Here is a 20,472-nt window from a genome sequence, read left to right on the forward strand (position 1 = left end):
AATAGATGCCCCTTCGTTTCTCGTGACGTGGTTTCCGGTGAAGGAAGGTGGTGGGGCGCCCCGTCGCGAGGTCGATCATGCCACTGGGGCCGCTCCGCGGTTGTCGATGGGGTGGCCCGGACGACGACGAACGAGGGTGCTGCGCGTACGTGTCGCGCAAGAAGACCCTCAGTCGTGGGAAGAAGGTTGCTCTGCCGACGCCCGCCGGTGGGGCCAAAAGGAAAAGGCAGGAAGATCGCTCTTCCTGCCACTCCTAACGTATAACCCATTGGGGGCCTTGCGGCAAGGCCCGGGTCTTGCCGCACAATCATCCGCCGAGGCCACAACCTGCGGAAACAGGGCGCACGACGCGTCCGGCCGGAGGCCACGGAGGTAGCGCAGTGATCGAGCAGTACGTGTTGGATCTCCAAGAGGTCGACGGAACGATGGCCGCAAGTGTGGGCGGCAAGGGTGCGCACCTGGGGGAGCTGTCGCGCATCGAAGGCGTTCGCGTGCCGGGCGGGTTCTGCGTGACGACGGACGCGTTCCGGCGGGTCATGGTGGAAGAGCCCTCCATCGACGAACGGCTCGTCGAGCTGTCGCGTCTGAATCCGGACGACCGGGAGGGCATCCGCACGCTCAGCGCGGAAATCCGCCGGACCATCGAAGAGATCGTCGTGCCCGGCGATCTCGCGGCGGCAATCACCCGGGCGCTCGCCCGGTTCGACGAGGGCGGGCAAGGCGCCTATGCCGTCCGGTCCAGCGCGACGGCGGAGGATCTGCCGACGGCGTCCTTCGCCGGCCAGCAGGACACCTACCTCAACGTCATGGGGCCTGCGGCGGTACTCAGGCATGTCAGCAGGTGCTGGGCCTCGCTGTTCACCGAACGGGCCGTGACCTACCGCCTGCGGAACGGCTTCGACCACCGCGCGATCCACATGGCCGTGGTGGTGCAGCGGATGGTCCTGCCGTACGCGTCCGGCATCCTGTTCACGGCTGACCCCGTCACGGGCGACCGGAAGGTGGCCACCGTGGACGCCGGTTTCGGCCTCGGCGAGGCTCTGGTCTCGGGCCTGGTGAACCCGGACGTCTTCAAGGTGCGCGACGGCGAGGTCATCGCCGAGACGCTCGCCGCCAAGCAGCGTGCCGTTCACGCCCTGCCGACCGGTGGTACGCGGGAAGTGGCCGTCGACCCGGGTCAGCAGGAGCAGCCGGCGCTGACGCGTGCGCAGGTCGTACGGCTCGTGCGGCTCGGGCGGCAGATCGAGGCGCACTTCGGCAGTCCGCAGGACATCGAATGGTGCCTGGTCGACGACGATTTCCGGATCGTGCAGAGCCGGCCGATCACGACGCTGTTCCCCGTTCCCGTGGCCGACGACGAGGCGAACCACGTCTATCTCTCCGTCGGTCATCAGCAGATGATGACCGACGCCATGAAACCCCTGGGGCTCTCGGTGTGGCAGCTGACGGCCATGGTCGAGATGCACGAGGCCGGCGGGCGGCTGTTCGTCGACGTGACCCCGCGCCTCGCCTCACCCGCGAGCCGCGCCGGGCTCCTGGACATGGTGGGGAAGGGCGATCCCCTGTTCAGGGACGCGCTGGAGACGGTCCTCGACCGCGGCGATTTCGTTCCGTCGGTCCCGTCAGCCCCGTCGCGCCCGGACCCGGCGCCGGGCGGGGCGCCGGCAGGCGGGGCGGCTGCCGGCGGCGCACCCGCCCCGATCGCGAACGATCCGGCCATCGTCCGCGAGCTGATCGAGCGCAGCCAGAAGTCGATCGCCGCCCTGGAGCGTGACATCCGCACGAAGAGCGGACCGGAGCTGTTCGACTTCCTCCTCGAGGCCTTCGCGGAGCACAAGCGGGTCCTGGGCGACCGGCTGAGCATGCAGGCGATCATGGCCGGGATGGAGGCCACGTGGTGGCTCAACGACAAGCTGCTGGAGTGGCTGGGCGAGAAGAACGCGGCCGACACGCTGACTCTGTCCGCCCCGGACAACATCACCTCGGAGATGGGCCTCGCTCTCCTCGACGTCGCCGACGTCATCCGTCCGTATCCGGAGGTGGTGGCGTTCCTGCAGGGCGTCGGGGACGAGAATTTCCTGGATGAGCTGGCCTCGCTCCCCGGCGGGGTGGAGGCGCGGGACGCCATCGAGGCCTACCTCGACCGGTACGGCATGCGCTGCGTCGGCGAGATCGACATCACGCGGCCACGTTGGAGCGAGCGCCCCGGCACGCTCCTGCCCGTGATCCTCGACAACGTCAGGATCTTCGAGCCGGGTGCCGCCGAGCGGCGCTTCGAGGAGGGGCGGCAGGAGGCGCAGAAGAAGGAGCAGGACGTGCTGACCCGCCTGCGCGCCCTGCCGGACGGGGAACAGAAGGCCGACGAGACCAAGCGGATGATCGACCGGCTGCGGACCTTCATCGGGTACCGGGAGTACCCGAAGTACGGCATCGTCAGCCGTTCCTTCGTCTACAAGCAGTCCTTGATGCGGGAGGCGGAGCGCCTTGTGCGGGCCGGTGTGCTGCCCGAGAAGGAGGACATCTTCTACCTCACGTTCCAGGAGCTCCACGATGTCGTGCGCTCGAAGCAGGCGGACGGCCGGCTGATTCAGCAGCGCAAGGAGGCGTTCCGCTCGTACCAGGCGCTCACCGTGCCGCGGGTGCTCACGTCGGACGGTGAGGCCATCGCCGGGTCGTATCGGCGCGAGGACGTTCCGGCCGGCGCTCTTGTCGGCCTCCCTGTGTCCGCCGGGACCATCGAGGGCAGGGCCCGCGTCATCCTCGACATGGCGGAGGCCGACCTCCAGGAGGGCGACATCCTGGTCACGGCCTACACGGACCCCAGCTGGTCGCCCCTGTTCGTCGGCATCGCGGGCCTGGTGACGGAGGTCGGCGGCCTGATGACCCACGGCGCGGTGATCGCGCGGGAGTACGGCTTGCCTGCCGTCGTGGGCGTGGCGCAGGCCACCCGGCTGATCCGGGACGGGCATCGGATCCGCGTGCAGGGGACCGACGGATACATCGAGCTTCTGTCCTGATCAGGTCGCAGCGGGCTCACTTCAGTAGCCGGCTCAGACGTGCAGGGCCGGCTCAAACATGCAGGGTGGGCCGGTAGGTGAGTTCTTGGATGTGGCCGTCCAGTGTCCTCTGCTCGATCAGTTCTAGGTCGAAGTCGGCCGCGCCCCTGAAGACCGGGTCAAGGCCGGTCTCGCCGGTGATGACGGGAAAGAGCGTCACCTGAACGCGGTCGACCAGGCCGGCGGCCATGAGCGCGCGGTTCATCGACAGGCTGCCGTGCGAGCGCAAAGGCACTTGCGACTCCTTCTTGAGCTGCGCGACGACATCGACGGCATCGCCGCTGATGACCTCTCCGTCCGGCCAGTCGATGGGGCCCTCCAGCGTGGTCGACACCACCGTCGCCGGCAGGTTCCTCATCCGCGTGACCCACGGGTCACGCACCTCCGACGACTCGGTGCTGGAGGCCAGCATCTGCGCGAACGCCCGGTACGTGTTGGCCCCGAAGACCATCCGCTGCTCCTTGGCGTACAGGGAGAGGCGGTGGTCGAGGAGCTCGGGGCCCTGCTTGCCCCAGTAGCCGGTCCACTGGCCGCCGGCGGCACCGAAGCCGTCGAGGCTGGAGAAGACGTCGAACGTGTAGGTGGCGGTCATGGTACGGCTCCCCTTATGTGCGTCTTGAGTCCGGTTGCCGGCGTGCCGGCTGTCGTGGATACAGACCGCCGGACGCGCCCGGACTCATCGCTCGTGGACGCGTGCGCTAGAACGCGAGGGAGGAGACGTACTCGGCGGTGCGGACAGGCGGGCGCGGCGCAGGGCCGGGAACGCGGCGGCGACCGTGAGGGTGGCGGCCACGCAGAAGACGCCGCCGGTGATCACTGCCGTACGGGCGCTGGTGAGTTCGGCGAGGAAGCCGACCGCGGCGTTGCCCAGGGCGGGCGAGACGGTTGCCTGGACCATCCACAGGCCGCTGACCCGGCCGCGCAGTTCGTCCGGCGTGCCGTGCTGGAGCAGGGCCGAGCGCAGGGTCTCGGAGATCAGATCGCCCAGGCCCGCGAGGGCGAGCAGCACCAGGGCGACCGGCAGCAGTGATGTCGCGCCGAAGCCGGTGAGCGACAGGCCCCACAGCAGGACGGCGCCGATCAGGGCGTGGCCGCCCGCGCGGCCCGTCCAGCCGCTGGTGGCCGCGCCGATGAGGGCGCCGAGCGCGGGGGCCGCGTAGAGCAGCCCCACCACGCCGGGGCCGCCGTCGAACTGCTGGTCCGCCAGGACGGGGTAGAGGGCCTGCGGCATGGTGAAGACCATGGCCGCGGCATCGATGAGCAGCAGGCCGACGATGAGCCGGTGGCCGCGGATGTAGCGCACGCCGTCGGTGACCGCGGTGAATGCCTGACGGACGCCCTTGGCGCTGTGCGAGACGGCGGGCGGCAGCGGCCGTACGAACACCAGAGCCACGGAGAACGCCAGCAGGCCGACCGCGTCGACGGCGTAGCAGGCGGCGAGCCCGGGGCCCGCGACGAGTACGCCGCCGACGGCCGGACCGAGCAGGGCCGACAGTTGAGCGCCGGCGGACGTCAACGCGCCCGCCGAGGCCAGGCGTTCGGTGCCCACGAGAGCCGGTATGGCGGCAAGCAGGGCCGGGCCGCCGAGCCCCGCCAGGAGACCGGTCAGGCCGGTGGCGGTGTAGATGAGCCACAGATGCGGCTGGGGCAGCAGCGCGTTGAGGGCGAGTGAGCCCGCGATGAGCGGGAGCGGGAGCCGGGTGGCGAGCATCAGCAACCGCCGGTCGTAGCGGTCCGCCAGTACGCCGCCCACCAGTACGCCGACCACCATCGGTAACGCTCGGGCAAGGCTGACCAGGCCGATGTGGGTCGCGGAGCCGGTGAGGTCGTAGATCTGCACGGCCACCGCCACGCTGGTCATGAGCGTGCCGAACAGCGCGGCGAGGAACCCCGCGTACAGCAGGCGGAAGTCGCGGCTGTCGCGGAGCGGGGTGAGGTCCATGGCGAGACGGGACGGGCGCACGGGTGACTCCAGGGGCGGGCCGGGCAGGGGGAGTTAGGCGAGCCTTACTTGGGCAACCATGTCGACCGGATCGCTTAAAGTCAACATGTGTGAAGTTCAAGGCGTCCCAGCGTCTCTGCGGGTGCCCGGTGCTTGCTAGCCTTCGAGGCGATGAGCAGCGACACTCCGGCCCGGCGGCGGCCGACGCACCGCAAGGGCCGCGCCACGCTCACCCGCGAGTCGGTCGGGCGTGCGGCACTCGACTTCCTGGGGCGTCGCGGCGCCGCCGAGCTGACGATGCGTTCACTCGCCCTCGACCTGGGCGTCTCACCCCGCGCGCTGTACAACTACGTCGAGGACCGGCGCGACTTGATCGCCCTGGCCGCCGAGCTGTTCGAGGCCGACTGGCGTCCGCCGGAGCTGGACGCGGGGCCGGACCGGTGGCGGGACAGCCTGCGGGGCTTCTGCGGCGATCTGCGCGCGCACTACCGGCGCCATCCCGGCATGACCACGCTGGCCATGAGCGAGAACGTCACCATGGCGCGACATCCGGCGATGCTGCGGAACGTGGACACGGTGATCGGCTTCTTCGAGGGCATCGGGCTGCCCCTGGCGGACGCCTACCGGGCCTGCATGGAGGCGATCCGGCTCGTCGTGGGGTTCGTCGAGTTCCAGGACGCCCTGTACGATCGCCCGCCCGCCCACCTGGACCCCGCCGACCTCGACCAACTGCCCCCGCCCTGGCTGCGGTCGGCAACGGAGGCAGACCTTCCGCACCTGAGCCGCGCCGGCGACCTGGAGCCCGGCACTCCGGACACGCTGTTCGCCTTCTCCCTGGACATCTTCGTCGAGGGAGTCGCGGCGCGGGTGCGTTCCTGACGGTGCGATGCCGGGGTTTCCGGCAGCGCGACGTGGCGTGATCCGAGGAAGCAGCCGAGTCAGTGGTGAGGGCCCGATCGGCCGAGGGTCTGCTCCGGGGTTGCGCCGGGGCGCGTCCACTGGGGGACGGGGCGGCTTGTCGGGCCCCAGGTGGCGTTTCCGTCGGCGTCCGTGCGCCAACTCCAGCACGCGTTCTCCCCCTTGGGCCAGCCATCGGGGTTGTCCTCCCATGCCTCGCCGCGACCGTAGGGCGTCCTGTCGAGCAGGGCGAGGGATCCGTTGACCGGCTCGTTGCCGCGGCCCGTCGTGGAGTAGGTGAGGAAGGTGCGGTCGCCGTCGCGCAGGAAGCTGGTGAGGTAACCCATCTCGCCGCCGACCGGAGCGGGCACGTCGCGCACCGAGTACCAGGGCTGGGTGTAGCCCATGAACTCGGCGTAGGCGGCCACTTCCTCCCACCGGCCCGTGGTCAGGACGGCGAAGGAGACGCCGCGGGCGTTGAGGTAGACCGCGTCCTGAAGGTGCCAGGCCGTGGTGGTGCAGCCCTCGCACTGGCCCTGATGAGGTGCGCCGTCGTACCACATGTGCTGGTAGACCACGAGCTCGTCGCGGCCCTGGAACAGGTCGAGGAACGGGACTCGGCCGCCGGGTCCGACGACCTCGACCGTCCCGTCGAACTCCACCATCGGCAGCCTGCGGCGGGCCGCGGCGAGAGCGTCGCCTTCGCGGGTGTGCGCCTTCTCGCGGACCAGGAGTTCGTCGCGAGCGGCCTGCCAGGTGGCCTGGTCGACGATGGGCGGGCGGCCGGGTAGTGCGGTGGTCGGGTCGTACGGGTGGTCCGGGTCATCCGGGATCGTCTGCATGGTCGTCCTCCGTGGTGTCCGGTGCGGGGCAGCGTCGTACGACGCTCGCGGCAGTCACCAGGGCAGACTCGCGGGCCGAGCGGAACTCATCGCGGAGGCGGGGCGGGGGTGGGGTGTTCTCGGCTTGGTGGCGGCGCGGGCCGGTGCGGTTCAACGCACGAAGCGGTACACCGCGGTGGCGACGGCGGCTCCCACGACGGCCCCGGCGACTGTCTGCACGGGCGTGTGGTCCTTGAGAGTGACCCGGGACCACGCGGTCAGGACGGGTACCGGCACGAACCACAGCAGCACCGGGCCGTAGGTGACCAGGAGGACGGCGGTGACGCCGGAGGCCAGGGCGGTGTGGACGGAGATCTTCCAACCCAGGGTGACGAGCAGGGTCATGGAGAGGCCGACGACCATCGCGGTGGTCAGCGCGAGGAGGTCGCGCGGCGCGCCGGGAGAGGAGGACAGCAGCGCGATGGCCGTGACGGCGCAGGCCAGGGCGAAAAGGAAGGGGATCAGGTGCTGGTCGCGGCGGGGGATGTGCCGACCGGCCCAGCGTTCCTTGCGTACGCCCCAGTGCACGAAGGCGTAGGGCAGCACACCGCACAGGAAGGCGGTCAGCGCGGCCCAGCCGAGGCCGTGACCGCGGTCGGGAGTGGCCTGCCAGCCCACGGCGAGCAGGACGAGGATCAGCAGGACGCTAGGGGCGAAGGCTTCGGTGACGGCACGGGCCGTGCGGCGTGGCAGGTCGGGAAGTGTGGCGGATCCGGCGGGAGATGCGGTCACGAGCGCGCCTTGCTGGTCGGGTGGGAGGCGGAGGGTCCGGCCGGTGGGGTCTCGCCCGGCGGCATCAACTGCTTCCCGCGTGGACGCCGCGATGCCGGCGAACCCGGCCGGCCCGGCCGTCGGACGTGCCCCACCGGATCGCAGATTACGTGCCCCGGGCGCGCGCCACGGACAGGCGCCGCGCGCCGTCGACCAGGGTTGACGCCGTCGCCGACGCGCCCTCGCCGGGGGAGCCGCTGCGTCCTCCCGTGACCCGGCAAGGCAGCCGCACCGAACATGCGCGCGGCTGTCCGCCGAATACCGCTGCCGCTCCCGTGGTGCCGCTGGGGCGGCCAGCGCACCGTCGCTCCCGTGGTGCCGTTCGGGCGGCCACCGCATCGCCGGTCCCCGTGGCGTGGCTGGGGCGGTCAGCGCACCGTCGATCTTGCGGTGCCGCTGAGGCGGTCAGCGCATCGTCGCTCCCGCGGCGCTGCTGGGGCGGCCACCGCACCGTCGATCCCGCGGTGCCGTTCGGGCGGTCAGCGCATCGCCGCTCCCGTGGCGCTGCTCGGGGGCCACCGCACCGCCGGCCCCCCCGACGCCGCTGGGGCGGTCAGCGCATCGCCGACCCCCGCAGTGCCGCTGAGGCGACCACCGCGCCACCGACCCCCCGGCACTGCTCAGGCCCCCACAAGGCGCGGCGCCAGATACGGCGCCGTGGCGCTGCGTTTCGAGCGGGCTACCTTTGCGGGTGTGCCGGTGGCGACCACTCGGCCGCCCGCGTCGCCGCCGCCGGGGCCGAGGTCGATGACCCAGTCGGCGGTGGCGATCGTGTCGAGGTCGTGCTCGACGAGGACGACCGTGTTGTCGGCGTCGACGAGTTGGTGCAGCTGTCGCAGCAGCAGGGCGATGTCCGCGGGGTGCAGGCCCGCCGTCGGCTCGTCGAGCAGGTAGAGCGCGTGACCGCGCCGGGCTCGCTGCAGTTCGGTGGCGAGCTTGATGCGCTGGGCCTCACCGCCGCTGAGTTCCGTCGCCGGCTGGCCGAGACGGAGGTAGCCGAGGCCCACCTCCCGCAGCGTTTCCAGGCTCCGGGAAGCGGCGGGGACCTCCGCGAGGAACGCGGCGGCCTCGTCGACGGACATCGCGAGAACCTCCGCGATGGACTTGCCGCGATACGTCACTTCGAGTGTCTCGGCGTTGTACCGCGCGCCGCGACACGCAGGGCACGGGGCGTAGGTCCCGGGCAGGAAGAGCAATTCGACCGCGACGAACCCCTCGCCCTGGCACGTCTCGCACCGCCCGTCGGGCACGTTGAAGGAGAAACGGCCGGGTGCGTAGCCGCGCGCCTTCGCTTCGTCCGTGGCCGCGTACAGCTTGCGTACGGCGTCGAACATCCCCGTGTACGTGGCCAGATTGGAGCGGGGTGTGCGGCCGATGGGCCGTTGGTCGACGCGCACGAGCCGGTCGAAGGCTTCCACCCCGGCCGCGTCCTGTACGTCGATCGTGAACTCAGCGCCCTCGTCCTCCTCGGAGGGCTCTCCGGAAGGCTCTTCGGAGGGCTCCTCGGGTTCGAGGCCGAGGTGGCCGCGTACGACCTCGGCGAGCACTTGTGTGACCAGCGTCGACTTTCCGGAACCGGATACGCCGGTGACCGCCGTCAGCACGCGCAGCGGCACGTCGACGGAGACGTCCCGCAGGTTGTGGCGGGAGACGCCGCTCAAGTGGAGCCAGCCCTGCGGCTTTCGGGGGCGACGGGCGACGGGCCGGGCGCGTCCGAACAGGTGGCGGCCGGTGGCCGACTCCTCGACTGCTTCGAGACCGGCGACCGGACCGCTGTACAACACCCGCCCGCCCGCCTCACCCGCGCCGGGGCCGATGTCGACGACCCAGTCCGCCCGGCGTACGACGTCCATGTCGTGCTCCACGACGAACAGCGAGTTGCCGGCCGCCTTCAGCCGGTCGAGGACATCGAACAGGGGCTCGGCGTCGGCGGGGTGCAGGCCGGCGGACGGCTCGTCGAGCACGTAGACCACGCCGAAGAGACCGGAGCGCAGTTGGGTGGCGATCCGCAGGCGTTGCGCCTCGCCGGGCGAGAGCGTCGTGGAGCCGCGGCCGAGACTGAGGTAGCCGAGGCCGAGGCCGATGAGCACCTCGACGCGGGCGACCACATCGGCGCAGATCCGTACCGCCACCTCGGTGGACTCCCCGGACCGGGCGCTCGACGTGGTCGCCGAGGCGTCCGGGAGTTCGGCGACGGGCCGCAGCAGGGCCGCGACCTTGGTCAGCGGCATCGCGTTGACCTCGGCGATCGAGTGGCCCGCAAAGGTGACCGCGAGTGCTTCGGGCCGCAGGCCGCTGCCCTGGCACGCGGGGCAGGTGACGCTCCGGACGAACCGCATCGCCCGCTCGCGCATGCGCTCGCTCTTGGAGTCGGCGAGGACGTGCATGACGTGCTTGCGGGCGCTCCAGAACGTGCCGTGGTAGCCGTAGTCGATACGGCCCGGCTCGGGCTCGATGAGCACGGAGGGCTGCTCGTCGGTATAGAGCAGCCACTCCCGGTCCTTCTTCCTGAGCCTGCGCCACGGTCTGTCGATGTCGATGCCGAGAGCACTGACGATGCTGCGCAGGTTCGCCCCCTGCCAGGCGCCCGGCCAGGCGGCGATCGCACCCTCACGGATGCTCAGCGAGGGGTCAGGGACGAGCAGCCGCTCGGTGACGTCGAGCGTGGCGCCCAGGCCGTGGCACTGCGGGCAGGCGCCGGCCGACGTGTTGGGCGAGAACGCCTCGGCCTCCAGGCGTTCGGCGTCCGGCGGGTAGGTCCCGGCGCGTGAGTAGAGGATGCGGAGCAGGTTGGACAGTGTCGTGAGCGTGCCGACCGTCGACCGTGAACTGGGCGCCCCGCGGCGCTGCTGCAATGCGACGGCGGGCGGCAGTCCGGTGATCTCCTGTACGTGCGGGGCGCCGACCTGTTGCAGGAGCCGACGGGCGTACGGCGCGACGGACTCGAAGTAGCGGCGCTGGGCCTCGGCGTAGAGCGTGCCGAAGGCGAGCGATGACTTGCCCGAACCGGAGATGCCGGTGAAGGCGACCATCGCGTTGCGCGGAATGTCCACGTCCACGTTGCGCAGATTGTGCTCGTTGGCGCCCAGGACACGCACGCAGTGTTCAGCCGCAGAATCTTCCATGGCATGTCTTTATCCGTTCGAGCCGCCGCGCTTGGCCGCCACGCGAATGAAAGAGGCGCGCCGGTTCTGCCGCACGGTCCCGGTGCCCGCCTTCGAGACGTGCCCGCCCGGGGTGTCAGGCCTTCACGATGCGGCGGACGTTGTCGATGTTTCCGCAGCCCGCCTTGAGCTGCTTGGCGCGTTCCTTCGTGAACGCGGCGCCCAGTTCCTCGCGGCGTTCCATGGCCACGTTCTCGCGTGCGCCGTTGAGGATCGTGCGCTCCTCCTCGTCGGTGTGGTGGGTCACCGCCTCGACGAGCTTCTCCAGCTTCTCGTCCCAGTCGTCGGAGCCGACGTCCTCGACCTCCAGGAGATCGAGCAGCGCCTTGTTGCCCTCCTCGTGCTCCTCGACGCCGTGTTCGACCTCGTCGTTGTCGATGTCCCGGTAGCGCTTGAGCGAGGGGTAGACGTCGGACTCCTCCGCGAGCGCGTGCGCGATGAGCAGGTCGGCGAACGCCCTGAGGGCCTCGGCGCGTTCGGCTTCCACGCTGCGCATCTGGCGGAACAGTTCCTCCATCCGCCGGTGATCGTCGAGGATCAGCTCCACGACGTCGGTCGACGCTGCTTTCTCCGGCATGCGGGGCTCCTTCTCGGCAGGGGACGCAGGGGCGCGGTGCGGTGAGCGCCTCCGTACAGATACGTAGCGCGCGCACTGCTCCCACGGAGTGCCCCGTGTACCCGGCCGCCGCGTGTGTCACTCGTACGGCCCACCGAAGCGCGATCCGGCCAAAGCTCACCGGCCAGTGCTCAGCCGTTCAGAGCGATGTGGGCGGTGACGCGTTTGCCGGCCGGTTCGGGGTGGACGGCGAAAGCCCGGGCGACGGCCATGACGATCTCCAGGCCGTGCCCGCCGATCCTGAGCGGGTCCTCGGAGCGGACGACGGGCCGGGTGGTGGCGCTGTCGCGTACGGTCACCGCCACCGTGTCCTCGTCGATGCGCAACTCCATCCGCATCGGACCCGGCGCGTACTTGCAGGCGTTGGTGACCAGTTCGCTGACCACGAGTTGGGTGATGTCCATCGCGCGGTCGGAGACGGCGACGTTCTCGTCCGTCCGGGCCCGCGTGAGGAAGTCGACCGCGAGGTGACGTGCCTCGGCGATGGAGGAGTCCCCGCCGTGCAATGGGACGGCGACACTCATGGTGTGAGCTTGCGACGGCCCCGCGTCGTCGATGCCGGCTGACTCCATTTCTTCTCCACCTTCATCCCCGTTGTCTGCGCACCCCTACCCTGCTGGACGCGGTACATACAGGTCTGGCCGGATCGATAATCCGTTCGAGCGATCCTGTCCGATACGTCGGACAGGTTCGCGGTGTTCGCCCGGCTGAGCCGCGCCGACAGGAGCAGTCCAGGACATGGTGACAGACCACGGCCCGCGGCGACTGCCCCTATGACAGGCGTCATCGGTGCCGCGACCATACCTGCGGCCGTCTGCGACCGCTGAAGAAGCGTCCGTCGAGGATTCTGCGAAAATGTGGCGCATGGCAGTGCTGAGCAGAAACCACGTGACCGTGACCGGTCGCGCCGACGGCCCGGTGGTGATGCTGGCGCACGGGTTCGGGTGCGACCAGAACATGTGGCGTCTCGTGGTGCCGCTCCTGGAGAGTCACTTCACCGTGGTGCTGTTCGACCATGTGGGCGCCGGGCGCTCGGACCTGTCGGCGTGGAGCGAGGAACGCTATTCCTCCCTGGACGGATACGCCGAGGACGTGCTGGAGATCTGCCATGAGCTGGGGCTCGGCCCGGTGACCTTCGTGGGGCACTCGGTGAGCGCGATGATGGGCGTCCTCGCCGCGGTCCGGGAGCCGCAGGCCTTCGCCGGCCTGGTCCTGCTCGCCCCCTCGCCGTGTTTCATCGATGACCCGGCCACCGGCTACCGCGGCGGGTTCAGCGCCGAGGACATCGATGAGCTGCTCGGATCGCTCGACGCCAACTACCTGGGCTGGTCGGGAGCCATGGCTCCGGTGATCATGGGCAATCCCGAGCGGCCGGAACTGGGTGAGGAGCTGACGAACAGCTTCTGCCGCACCGATCCGGACATCGCGCGCGTCTTCGCCCGTGTCACCTTCCTCTCCGACAATCGCGAGGACCTCCCGGGCGTCACCGTTCCCGCCCTGGTCGCGCAGTGTTCCAGCGACGCGATCGCGCCACCGGAGGTCGGAGCCTTCGTGCACGCCAGGATCCCCGGCAGCCGCCTCGTCACCCTGAACGCGACCGGGCACTGCCCCCAGCTCGCGGCGCCGGAAGAGACGGCCGCCGCGATCACCGAGTTCGTCGAAGCCACGCGATGATGTCCAAGACCGGCGGCGGAGGCGGGCGCCCGGACCCCGGAGACCAGCAGCCCGGCGACGACCCCGCGGCGTTCTCCGCGCTCCTCGAGGACAGCACCGAGGACCTGTACGAACACGCGCCGTGCGGCTTCCTCTCCACGCTCCTCGACGGCACCATCGCCAAGATCAACGCGACGCTCCTGGACTGGCTCGGCTACGCCCGCGACGACGTGGTGGGCCGCAAAACGTTCTCCGACCTGCTGACCGTGGGCGGCCGCCTCTACCACGAGACGCACTTCGGGCCCCTGCTGCGCATGCAGGGCGAGGTCAGCGGGATCGCCCTGGAACTGAAGGCGGCCGACGGCAGCCGGCTGCCCGTTCTGGTGACCTCCACGATCAAGACCGGCGGCGACGGGCAGCCGCTGCTGATCCGCACCACCGTCTTCGACGCCAGGGACCGCCGCGCCTACGAGACCGAGCTGCTGCGCGCCCGGCAGGAAGCAGAGCACGAGCGCGAGGAACTCAAGCGGCTCAACGCCGTTCTCCAGCGGACCCTGCTGCCCCCGGCGCTGGTCAGCGTGCCCGGCCTGGAAGTGGACGCGCACTACCACATCGCCTCCACCGACATGGTCGGCGGCGACTTCTACGATCTCTTCCCCCTGGGCGCGGGCACCTGGGGGCTGTTCCTGGGCGACGTGTGCGGCAAGGGCGCCGCCGCCGCGGCCATCACCTCCCTGGCCCGCTACACGCTGCGTGCCGCGGCCGTCTACGACCCTGACCCGGCCGCTGTCCTGAGCAACCTCAACACGGTCCTCAACCACGAGTACACCGGCGAGGACCCGCGCTTCTGCACCGTCATCTTCGGCCTGCTCACCCCCGACACCGACCAGGGCGGCTTCCGCATCACGCTGGCCAGCGGCGGCCACCCTCCGGCGCTGATCGTGCGCTCGGACGGCAGCGCCGACCAGCTCCCCACCCCCGGCGGGCAGCTCATCGGCGCCCTGCCCGACGCCCACATCGCCACCACCACCGTCCATCTCACGGCGGGCGACACCCTGTTGTTGCACACCGACGGCCTCACCGAGGCCCACACGGCTTCGAGCAGCGACGACGACCGCTACGGCGACGAGGCTTTCCTCGGCTTCGCCCGGGCCCTCGCGCCCACCACCGCCTCGGACGCCGTCGCCGCGATCCGCGATCTGCTGGACACCTTCGGCGCAGGCGTCGACGACGACACCGCCGTCCTGGCCGTCAGCGTGCCCCGATGCTAAAGAGCTTCTGACCGCAGCGCCGCCAGGGCCCGGTCCGCGTGGGCGCTCATCCGGAACTCGCTGCGCACCACCTCCAGGACGCGGCGGTCGGGTCCGATGACGAAGGTGGCCCGTTTGGTCGGCAGGGGACCGAAGCCGCGTGCCACGCCGAACTGCCCGCGCACCTCGCCTTCCGGGTCGGACAGAAGCGGGAAGCCGAGCGTGTGCCGGCCCGCGAACTCGCGCTGGCGCTCGACGGGGTCCGAACTGATCCCCACCGGCCTGGCGCCCACCGCCGCGAACTCGGCCGCCAGGTCCCGGAAGTGGCACGCCTCGGCCGTGCAGCCGGGCGTCATCGCTGCCGGGTAGAAGAACACCACCACCGGGCCTTCGGCAAGGAGAGACGAGAGGGCCGTGGGCGTGCCCGTCTCGTCGGGCAGCGTGAAGTCCTCCACGACGGTGCCGACTTGGACCCGCGTCATCGCCGTACTCCCCGGGCGGGGCGGAGACGGACGGGCGGAGCGGAAGCGAGAGGGGGGCGAGGGGGGTGGACAGGCACGAGGTCTCCTCACGGCGCGTCGTCACAAGGCCCGGGCCGGGCGCAGGCACATGGGCACAGGCCCACAGGCACAAGCGCCGGCCCAGGACCGGCACCGGCTCTGGCTCGCGATACTACTCGGCGGTAAGCGCGGTAAGGAGCGGTGTCCGCGGCCCGGTTCGCCGCGGGCCGGCGTGTACGCGACCCGTACACGCCGGAGCCCCTGGGGCCGCCCTGGTGCCCCAGGGGCCGATCAGCCGCGTGCGCACGGGGCGCACGCGAGACCTGCCGTCACGCCGCGCGGGCGTGCCCGGTGTCGTGTTCGGTGCTCTCGTCGCCGCGGACGGCCTCCGCGCGCACCCTGGCGCAGCTGTTGCTGATCAGACGGGAGACATGCATCTGCGAGATGCCGAGCTCCTCAGCGATCTTGCTCTGCGTCATGTCCTCGAAGAAGCGCAGGTACAGGATGGTGCGCTCACGCTCGGGAAGCCGCCGCAGACCGTCCTTGGCGGCCTCCCGGTCGGTGATGAAGTCATAGGCGGGGTCGGACGTGCCGAGGGTGTCCGCCAGGCTGAATCCGTCGGGGTCGGCGGTGATCTCGGCATCGAGCGACAGGGCGCGGTAACTGGTCAGGGCCTCGAGTCCGTCATGGACCTCGGCCTCGGTGAGACCGGTGTGCTCGGCGAGCTCCGCGGCGCTGGGCTCGGCGTCGTGGCCCGGCTGATCCATGAGATCGCGGCGCGCGACCCGCACCTTGTTGCGCAGGTCCTGCACGCGCCGGGGCACCCGGACGTCCCACATGCGGTCCCGGAAGTGCCGGCGCAGTTCTCCGGTGATGGTGGGCACGGCGTAACTTTCGAAGGCCCCGCGTTCGGGCTCGTAGCGGTTGACCGCCTTGATCAGGCCCATCGCGGCGACCTGCCGCAGGTCCTCCAGGTTCTCGCCCTTGTTGCGAAACCGGCCGGCGAGGCGGTTCGCCATGGGCAGCCATGCCGTCACGATCTCCTCGCAGAGCAGGTCGTACTCGGGGCCGCCGTCGAGCGTGGCGAGATGGGCGGCGGCCTCCTTGGTGTCGGGTGCGTCGTCGTGGGTGCGTCCCGTACGACGGCGGGCGGATGGTGCGGTGGCGGTGGCATCGGTAAGCATCAGAAATCGCTCCTCAACGGCGGGCGGACAAATGACCGCGAGAAACGGGATGCTCCGGAGCCGGACATCCAGCGGGAGGAGACATACCACTCCCCGCGGATGCGCCTCCGGTCCGAAGCACGAAGTACGCCTGCCCCTCGACTCGGAGGGGAAACAACGATCGGCCCAACGGATTCGCAGGACCGCCGTTCGTGAAGATCAGGACGTGGTGATCGAACACCGGCGCGACGATGTATCAGCAGGCGCTTCCCGGGTACCTGGCCGCCGCACCGTCACGCCGCCCGGCTCGCTGCCGCAGCCGGCCCGGGCGAGCCTGGAGAAGGTGCCCGCCGCCGAGCGCGGGCACCGCGGACGCAGGAAGGACGTGCCATGGGCATGCGCAGGCGGATCGGCCGGTGGCCCGCATACCGGCAGTTCACCGAGGGAGATCCGCTGGGCCGGGGCCGGGCCGCCATGTCCGGGCACACGGCGCGCATTCGGCCGCGTACCGATTCGGCTGATCGGGTCGTCTCGTCGGTGTGCCCCTACTGCGCGGTCGGCTGCGGACAGGAGATCTACGTCAAGGACGAGTCGGTGGTCCAGATCGAGGGCGACCCGAACTCCCCGGTCAGCCGCGGCCGGTTGTGCCCCAAGGGCTCGGCGACGTTGCAGCTCACCACCGGAGACGCCCGGCGCCACCAGGTGCTCTACCGGCGCCCCCACGCGCGGGACTGGGAGCCGCTGGACCTCGACACGGCCATGGACATGGTCGCCGAGCGGGTGATCGAGACGCGGCGCAGCACCTGGGAGTGGCAGAACGAGGAGGGGCTGCGCACCGCGCGGACCCTGGGCATCGCCAGCCTCGGCGGCGCGACCCTGGACAACGAGGAGAACTACCTCATCAAGAAGCTCCTCACGGGGCTCGGCGTCGTGCAGGTGGAGAACCAGGCCCGTGTCTGCCACAGCTCCACGGTCGCAGGACTCGGCACCTCCTTCGGACGCGGGGGCGCGACCACGTTCATGCAGGACCTCCAGCACGCGGACTGCATCGTCATCCAGGGGTCCAACTTCGCCGAGGCCCATCCCGTGGGCTTCCAGTGGGTGATGGAGGCCAAGGCGCGCGGCGCCCGCGTCATCCACGTCGATCCGCGCTACACCCGCACCAGCGCCCTCGCCGACCTGCACGTACCGATCCGGGCCGGCAGCGACATCGCCTTCCTCGGCGGGATCATCAACCATGTCCTGAGCGAGGAGAAGGACTTCAGGGAGTACGTCCTCGCCTACACCAATGCAGCCATGCTCGTCGGCGAGGACTTCCGCGACACCGAGGACCTCGACGGTGTCTTCTCGGGCCTCGACGAACAAGGGCACCACTACGACCAGAAGAGCTGGCAGTACGAGGGCGTCGACGTACAGGCACCCGCGGGCGACGTCGACGAGCAGTACGAGCAGCGCGTACGCGAGATGGGCGAACCGGAGACGCACGGCTCCGGAGGGGCACCGACGGAGGGCGCGCCGCCCCGGGACGAGACGCTCACCCATCCGCGGTGCGTCTACCAGATCCTCAAGCGGCACTACGCGCGCTACACCCCGGAAGTGGTCGAGGAGAGCTGCGGAGTGCCGCGCGAGACGTTCCTGCGGGTGTGCGAGGCGCTGACCGCGAACTCCGGCCCCGAGCGGACCAGCGCCTTCGCCTACGCGGTGGGCTGGACCCAGCACTCGGTCGGCTCGCAGTACATCCGCGCCGCCAGCGTCCTCCAGCTGCTCCTGGGCAACATCGGCCGGCCCGGCGGCGGCATCCAGGCACTGCGCGGGCACGCCTCCATCCAGGGGTCCAGCGACATCCCCACGCTGTTCAACCTGCTGCCGGGATACCTGCCGATGCCCAGCGCCCACGCGCACGAGACCCTGGACGTGTTCATCGAGGCCAGCCGCACGGACAAGGGCTTCTGGGCCAACATGCGCGCCTACTTCGTAAGCCTGCTCAAGGCCTACTACGGCGACGCGGCCACCGCCGACAACGACTTCTGCTTCGATCACCTGCCACGGCTCACGGGCTCGCACTCGACGTACGAGACGGTCGTGGCGCAACTCGACGGCGTGTGCAAGGGCTACTTCCTGATGGGGGAGAACCCGGCCGTGGGCTCCGCCAACACCCGGTTGCAGCGCCTGGGCATGGCCAACCTCGAATGGCTGGTCGTACGGGACTTCTCGCTGATCGAGTCGGCCACCTGGTGGCAGGACGGCCCCGAGATCGAGACCGGCGAGATGAGCACCGAGGACATCGCCACCGAGGTGTTCTTCTTCCCCGCCGCCGCGCACACGGAGAAGTCCGGGTCGTTCACCAACACCAACCGCTGGGTGCAGTGGCACCACGCGGCCGTCGAACCCCGCGGAGACGCGCGCAGCGACCTGTGGTTCACCTACCACCTCGGCCGGCGCATCAAGGAGAAGCTGGCCGCGTCCAGCGACCCGATGGACCAGCCCGTGCACGACCTGACCTGGGACTATCCGGTGGAGGGGCCGCTGCAGGAGCCGGTGGCGGACTCGGTGCTCGCCGAGATCAACGGCCATGGTGCCGACGGGAGCCCGCTGTCGGCGTACACCGAGCTGAAGGACGACGGTTCGACGCGGTGCGGCTGCTGGATCTACTGCGGTGTGTACGCGGACGGCGTCAACCAGGCCGCCCGCCGCAAACCCGGCAAGGAGCAGGACTGGGTGGCCGCCGAGTGGGCCTGGGCGTGGCCCGCCAACCGCCGCATCCTCTACAACCGGGCGTCGGCCGCCCCCGACGGCACCCCGTGGAGCGAACGCAAGGCCTACGTCTGGTGGGACGAGAACGACGGCAAGTGGACCGGGCACGACGTGCCGGACTTCGTGCCGGACCGTGCCCCGGACTACGTGCCCCCGAAGGGCGCGACCGGTCCCGACGCGCTGCGCGGTGACGACGCCTTCATCATGCAGGCCGACGGCAAGGGGTGGCTGTACGCGCCCGCAGGCCTCGAGGACGGTCCGCTGCCCACGCACTACGAACCCCAGGACTCGCCCTTCCCCAACGCGCTGTATCCGTCCAGGCCGCGCTCTCCCGTCCGGCAGCTGATGCCGCGGGAGGGCAACCGCTACCACCCGAGCGGCGACGAGCCCGGCAGCGACGTCTATCCGTACATCGTCACCACCCACCGCCTCACGGAGCACTTCACGGCGGGCGGCATGAGCCGCTGGTCGCCCTATCTCTCCGAACTGCAGCCGGAGTTCTTCTGCGAGGTCTCGCCGCAGCTCGCCGCCGAGTGCGGCCTTGAACACACCGGCTGGGCCACCATCATCACGGCCCGCAACGCCGTGGAGGCCAGGGTCATGGTCACCGCACGGATCAAGCCCCTCACCGTGCACGGGCGCACGGTGCACCAGATCGGCCTGCCCTTCCACTGGGGCCCCAACGGCGTGGCCACCGGCGACGCGGCCAACGAACTGGTGGCCATCGCCCTTGACCCGAACGCCCACATCCAGGAGGACAAGGCCCTCACCGCGGACATCCGGCCCGGTCGGCGCCCTCGCGGCCCGGACCTGCCCGAGCTGGTCGCCGCATACCGCCGACGCGCGGGCATCACCGAGACCACGGGTACGGAGGCCGGGACATGATGGAGCGCCATCTGCTGAGCGGGGTCGAGCCCGACCCCGCCCGCGACGCGGGCCACCCCGAGCCGCCCCCGCGGGTCGGCTTCTTCACCGACACCTCCGTATGCATCGGCTGCAAGGCCTGCGAGGTGGCGTGCAAGGAGTGGAACGCGATCCCGGAGGACGGGCTCTCCCTCACCGGGATGAGTTACGACAACACTCAAGGGCTCGGCGCGTCCACCTGGCGCCATGTGGCCTTCATCGAGCAAACGGTGTCCGAGGAAACGGTGCCCGAGCCGCAGGGGCGCACCCAGCTCCCGCTCGTGGACGGCACGGCCCCGGCCGCGCCGCAGGAAGCGGGCGAGACCACCCGCTGGCTGATGTCGTCCGACGTGTGCAAACACTGCACGCACGCGGCATGCCTGGACGTCTGCCCGACCGGCTCGCTCTTCCGCACCGAGTTCGGCACGGTCGTCGTGCAGGAGGACATCTGCAACGGTTGCGGCTACTGCGTGCCCGCCTGCCCGTACGGCGTCATCGAGCAGCGCCCCTCGGACGGGCGGGCGTTCAAGTGCACCATGTGTTACGACCGGCTCAGCGCCGGCCAGGAGCCCGCCTGCGCCAAGGCCTGCCCCACCGAGTCCATCCAGTTCGGGCCCCTGGACGAGCTGCGCGAACGGGCCGCCCTGCGCGTCGACCAGCTGCACGAGGCGGGTGTGAGCGGCGCGCGTCTCTACGGGGACGATCCGGACGGCGGAGTCGGCGGTGACGGCGCCTTCTTCCTGCTCCTGGACAAACCCGAGGTGTACGGGCTGCCGCCCGACCCCGTCGTCACCACACGTGACCTGCCCGCCATGTGGAAGCACGCGGGAGCGGCGGCCGTGTCCCTGCTCGGCGGATTCGCCCTCTCCTTCGCCCTGCCCGCTCTCGCACGAAGGAGGGGGACGCGATGAGCGAGCTCCAG

15 protein-coding genes are annotated in these 20,472 nt (G+C 70.6%); 6 read left to right on the forward strand and 9 right to left on the reverse strand.

The annotated features are described in order from the left end of the window. The first annotated feature begins 380 nt into the window (after positions 1-380). Complete coding sequence (gene rph / locus IE226_RS01110; RefSeq protein ID WP_190079004.1) at positions 381-3,017, forward strand: rifamycin-inactivating phosphotransferase; 2,637 nt, start codon at positions 381-383, stop codon at positions 3,015-3,017. Positions 3,018-3,069: 52 nt separating this feature from the next. Here rph and IE226_RS01115 read toward each other — a convergent pair whose 3' ends face one another. Next, a complete protein-coding gene (locus IE226_RS01115) occupies positions 3,070-3,648 on the reverse strand; it encodes a dihydrofolate reductase family protein (RefSeq protein ID WP_190079005.1) in 579 nt (192 codons plus the stop codon). Between the two features lie 84 nt (positions 3,649-3,732). Further along, positions 3,733-5,019 (reverse strand): MFS transporter, encoded by a 1,287-nt coding sequence (locus tag IE226_RS01120; protein WP_229870291.1) that lies wholly within the window; start codon positions 5,017-5,019, stop codon positions 3,733-3,735. Positions 5,020-5,169: 150 nt separating this feature from the next. Here IE226_RS01120 and IE226_RS01125 point away from each other — a divergent pair, with 150 nt between their 5' ends. Then, positions 5,170-5,877, forward strand: a complete 708-nt coding sequence (locus IE226_RS01125; RefSeq protein WP_190079006.1) for a TetR/AcrR family transcriptional regulator — start codon at positions 5,170-5,172, stop codon at positions 5,875-5,877. A gap of 59 nt (positions 5,878-5,936) precedes the next feature. Here the strand turns inward: IE226_RS01125 and IE226_RS01130 are convergent, their stop codons facing one another. The 5 genes from IE226_RS01130 to IE226_RS01150 all read right to left on the reverse strand — a co-directional run bounded on the left by IE226_RS01130 (position 5,937) and on the right by IE226_RS01150 (position 11,851). Then, a complete protein-coding gene (locus IE226_RS01130) occupies positions 5,937-6,737 on the reverse strand; it encodes a DUF899 domain-containing protein (RefSeq protein ID WP_190079007.1) in 801 nt (266 codons plus the stop codon). 150 nt (positions 6,738-6,887) lie between these two features. After that, positions 6,888-7,508, reverse strand: coding sequence for a phosphatase PAP2 family protein (locus tag IE226_RS01135; RefSeq protein WP_190079008.1), 621 nt, complete (start codon positions 7,506-7,508; stop codon positions 6,888-6,890). A gap of 659 nt (positions 7,509-8,167) precedes the next feature. After that, the gene (gene uvrA, locus IE226_RS01140; protein ID WP_190079009.1) at positions 8,168-10,672 is read right to left on the reverse strand and encodes an excinuclease ABC subunit UvrA; all 2,505 of its coding nucleotides are present in this window, start codon (positions 10,670-10,672) and stop codon (positions 8,168-8,170) included. Positions 10,673-10,787: 115 nt separating this feature from the next. Further along, the gene (locus IE226_RS01145) at positions 10,788-11,288 is read right to left on the reverse strand and encodes a hemerythrin domain-containing protein (protein ID WP_190079010.1); all 501 of its coding nucleotides are present in this window, start codon (positions 11,286-11,288) and stop codon (positions 10,788-10,790) included. A 170-nt stretch (positions 11,289-11,458) separates the two neighbouring features. Then, positions 11,459-11,851 (reverse strand): ATP-binding protein, encoded by a 393-nt coding sequence (locus IE226_RS01150; protein WP_229870292.1) that lies wholly within the window; start codon positions 11,849-11,851, stop codon positions 11,459-11,461. Between the two features lie 340 nt (positions 11,852-12,191). Here IE226_RS01150 and IE226_RS01155 point away from each other — a divergent pair, with 340 nt between their 5' ends. Next, on the forward strand, positions 12,192-13,001 hold the full coding sequence (locus IE226_RS01155) for an alpha/beta fold hydrolase (RefSeq protein ID WP_190079012.1): 810 nt from the start codon (positions 12,192-12,194) through the stop codon (positions 12,999-13,001). Then, positions 12,998-14,251 (forward strand): PP2C family protein-serine/threonine phosphatase, encoded by a 1,254-nt coding sequence (locus IE226_RS01160; RefSeq protein ID WP_190079013.1) that lies wholly within the window; start codon positions 12,998-13,000, stop codon positions 14,249-14,251. The genes IE226_RS01155 and IE226_RS01160 overlap by 4 nt, the downstream gene beginning before the upstream one ends. Here IE226_RS01160 and IE226_RS01165 read toward each other — a convergent pair. Further along, positions 14,248-14,712, reverse strand: a complete 465-nt coding sequence (locus IE226_RS01165) for a peroxiredoxin (protein ID WP_190079014.1) — start codon at positions 14,710-14,712, stop codon at positions 14,248-14,250. The two genes, IE226_RS01160 and IE226_RS01165, sit on opposite strands and share 4 nt — an antisense overlap. Positions 14,713-15,059: 347 nt before the next feature. Then, on the reverse strand, positions 15,060-15,914 hold the full coding sequence (locus tag IE226_RS01170) for a SigB/SigF/SigG family RNA polymerase sigma factor (RefSeq protein WP_190079015.1): 855 nt from the start codon (positions 15,912-15,914) through the stop codon (positions 15,060-15,062). 369 nt (positions 15,915-16,283) lie between these two features. On the opposite strand from IE226_RS01170, the gene fdh reads away from it, so the two are divergent. Together fdh and IE226_RS01180 are read left to right on the forward strand one after the other, a co-directional pair. Continuing rightward, a complete protein-coding gene (gene fdh, locus IE226_RS01175; protein WP_190079016.1) occupies positions 16,284-19,532 on the forward strand; it encodes a formate dehydrogenase in 3,249 nt (1,082 codons plus the stop codon). After that, positions 19,532-20,461: a 4Fe-4S dicluster domain-containing protein gene (locus tag IE226_RS01180; RefSeq protein ID WP_373306862.1), complete on the forward strand. Its 930-nt coding sequence runs from the start codon at positions 19,532-19,534 to the stop codon at positions 20,459-20,461. Before fdh ends, IE226_RS01180 begins: the two co-directional genes overlap by 1 nt. The last annotated feature ends 11 nt before the right edge of the window (positions 20,462-20,472 follow it).

This window comes from Streptomyces longisporoflavus (assembly GCF_014649775.1).
In the GTDB taxonomy this organism is placed as follows: domain Bacteria; phylum Actinomycetota; class Actinomycetes; order Streptomycetales; family Streptomycetaceae; genus Streptomyces; species Streptomyces longisporoflavus.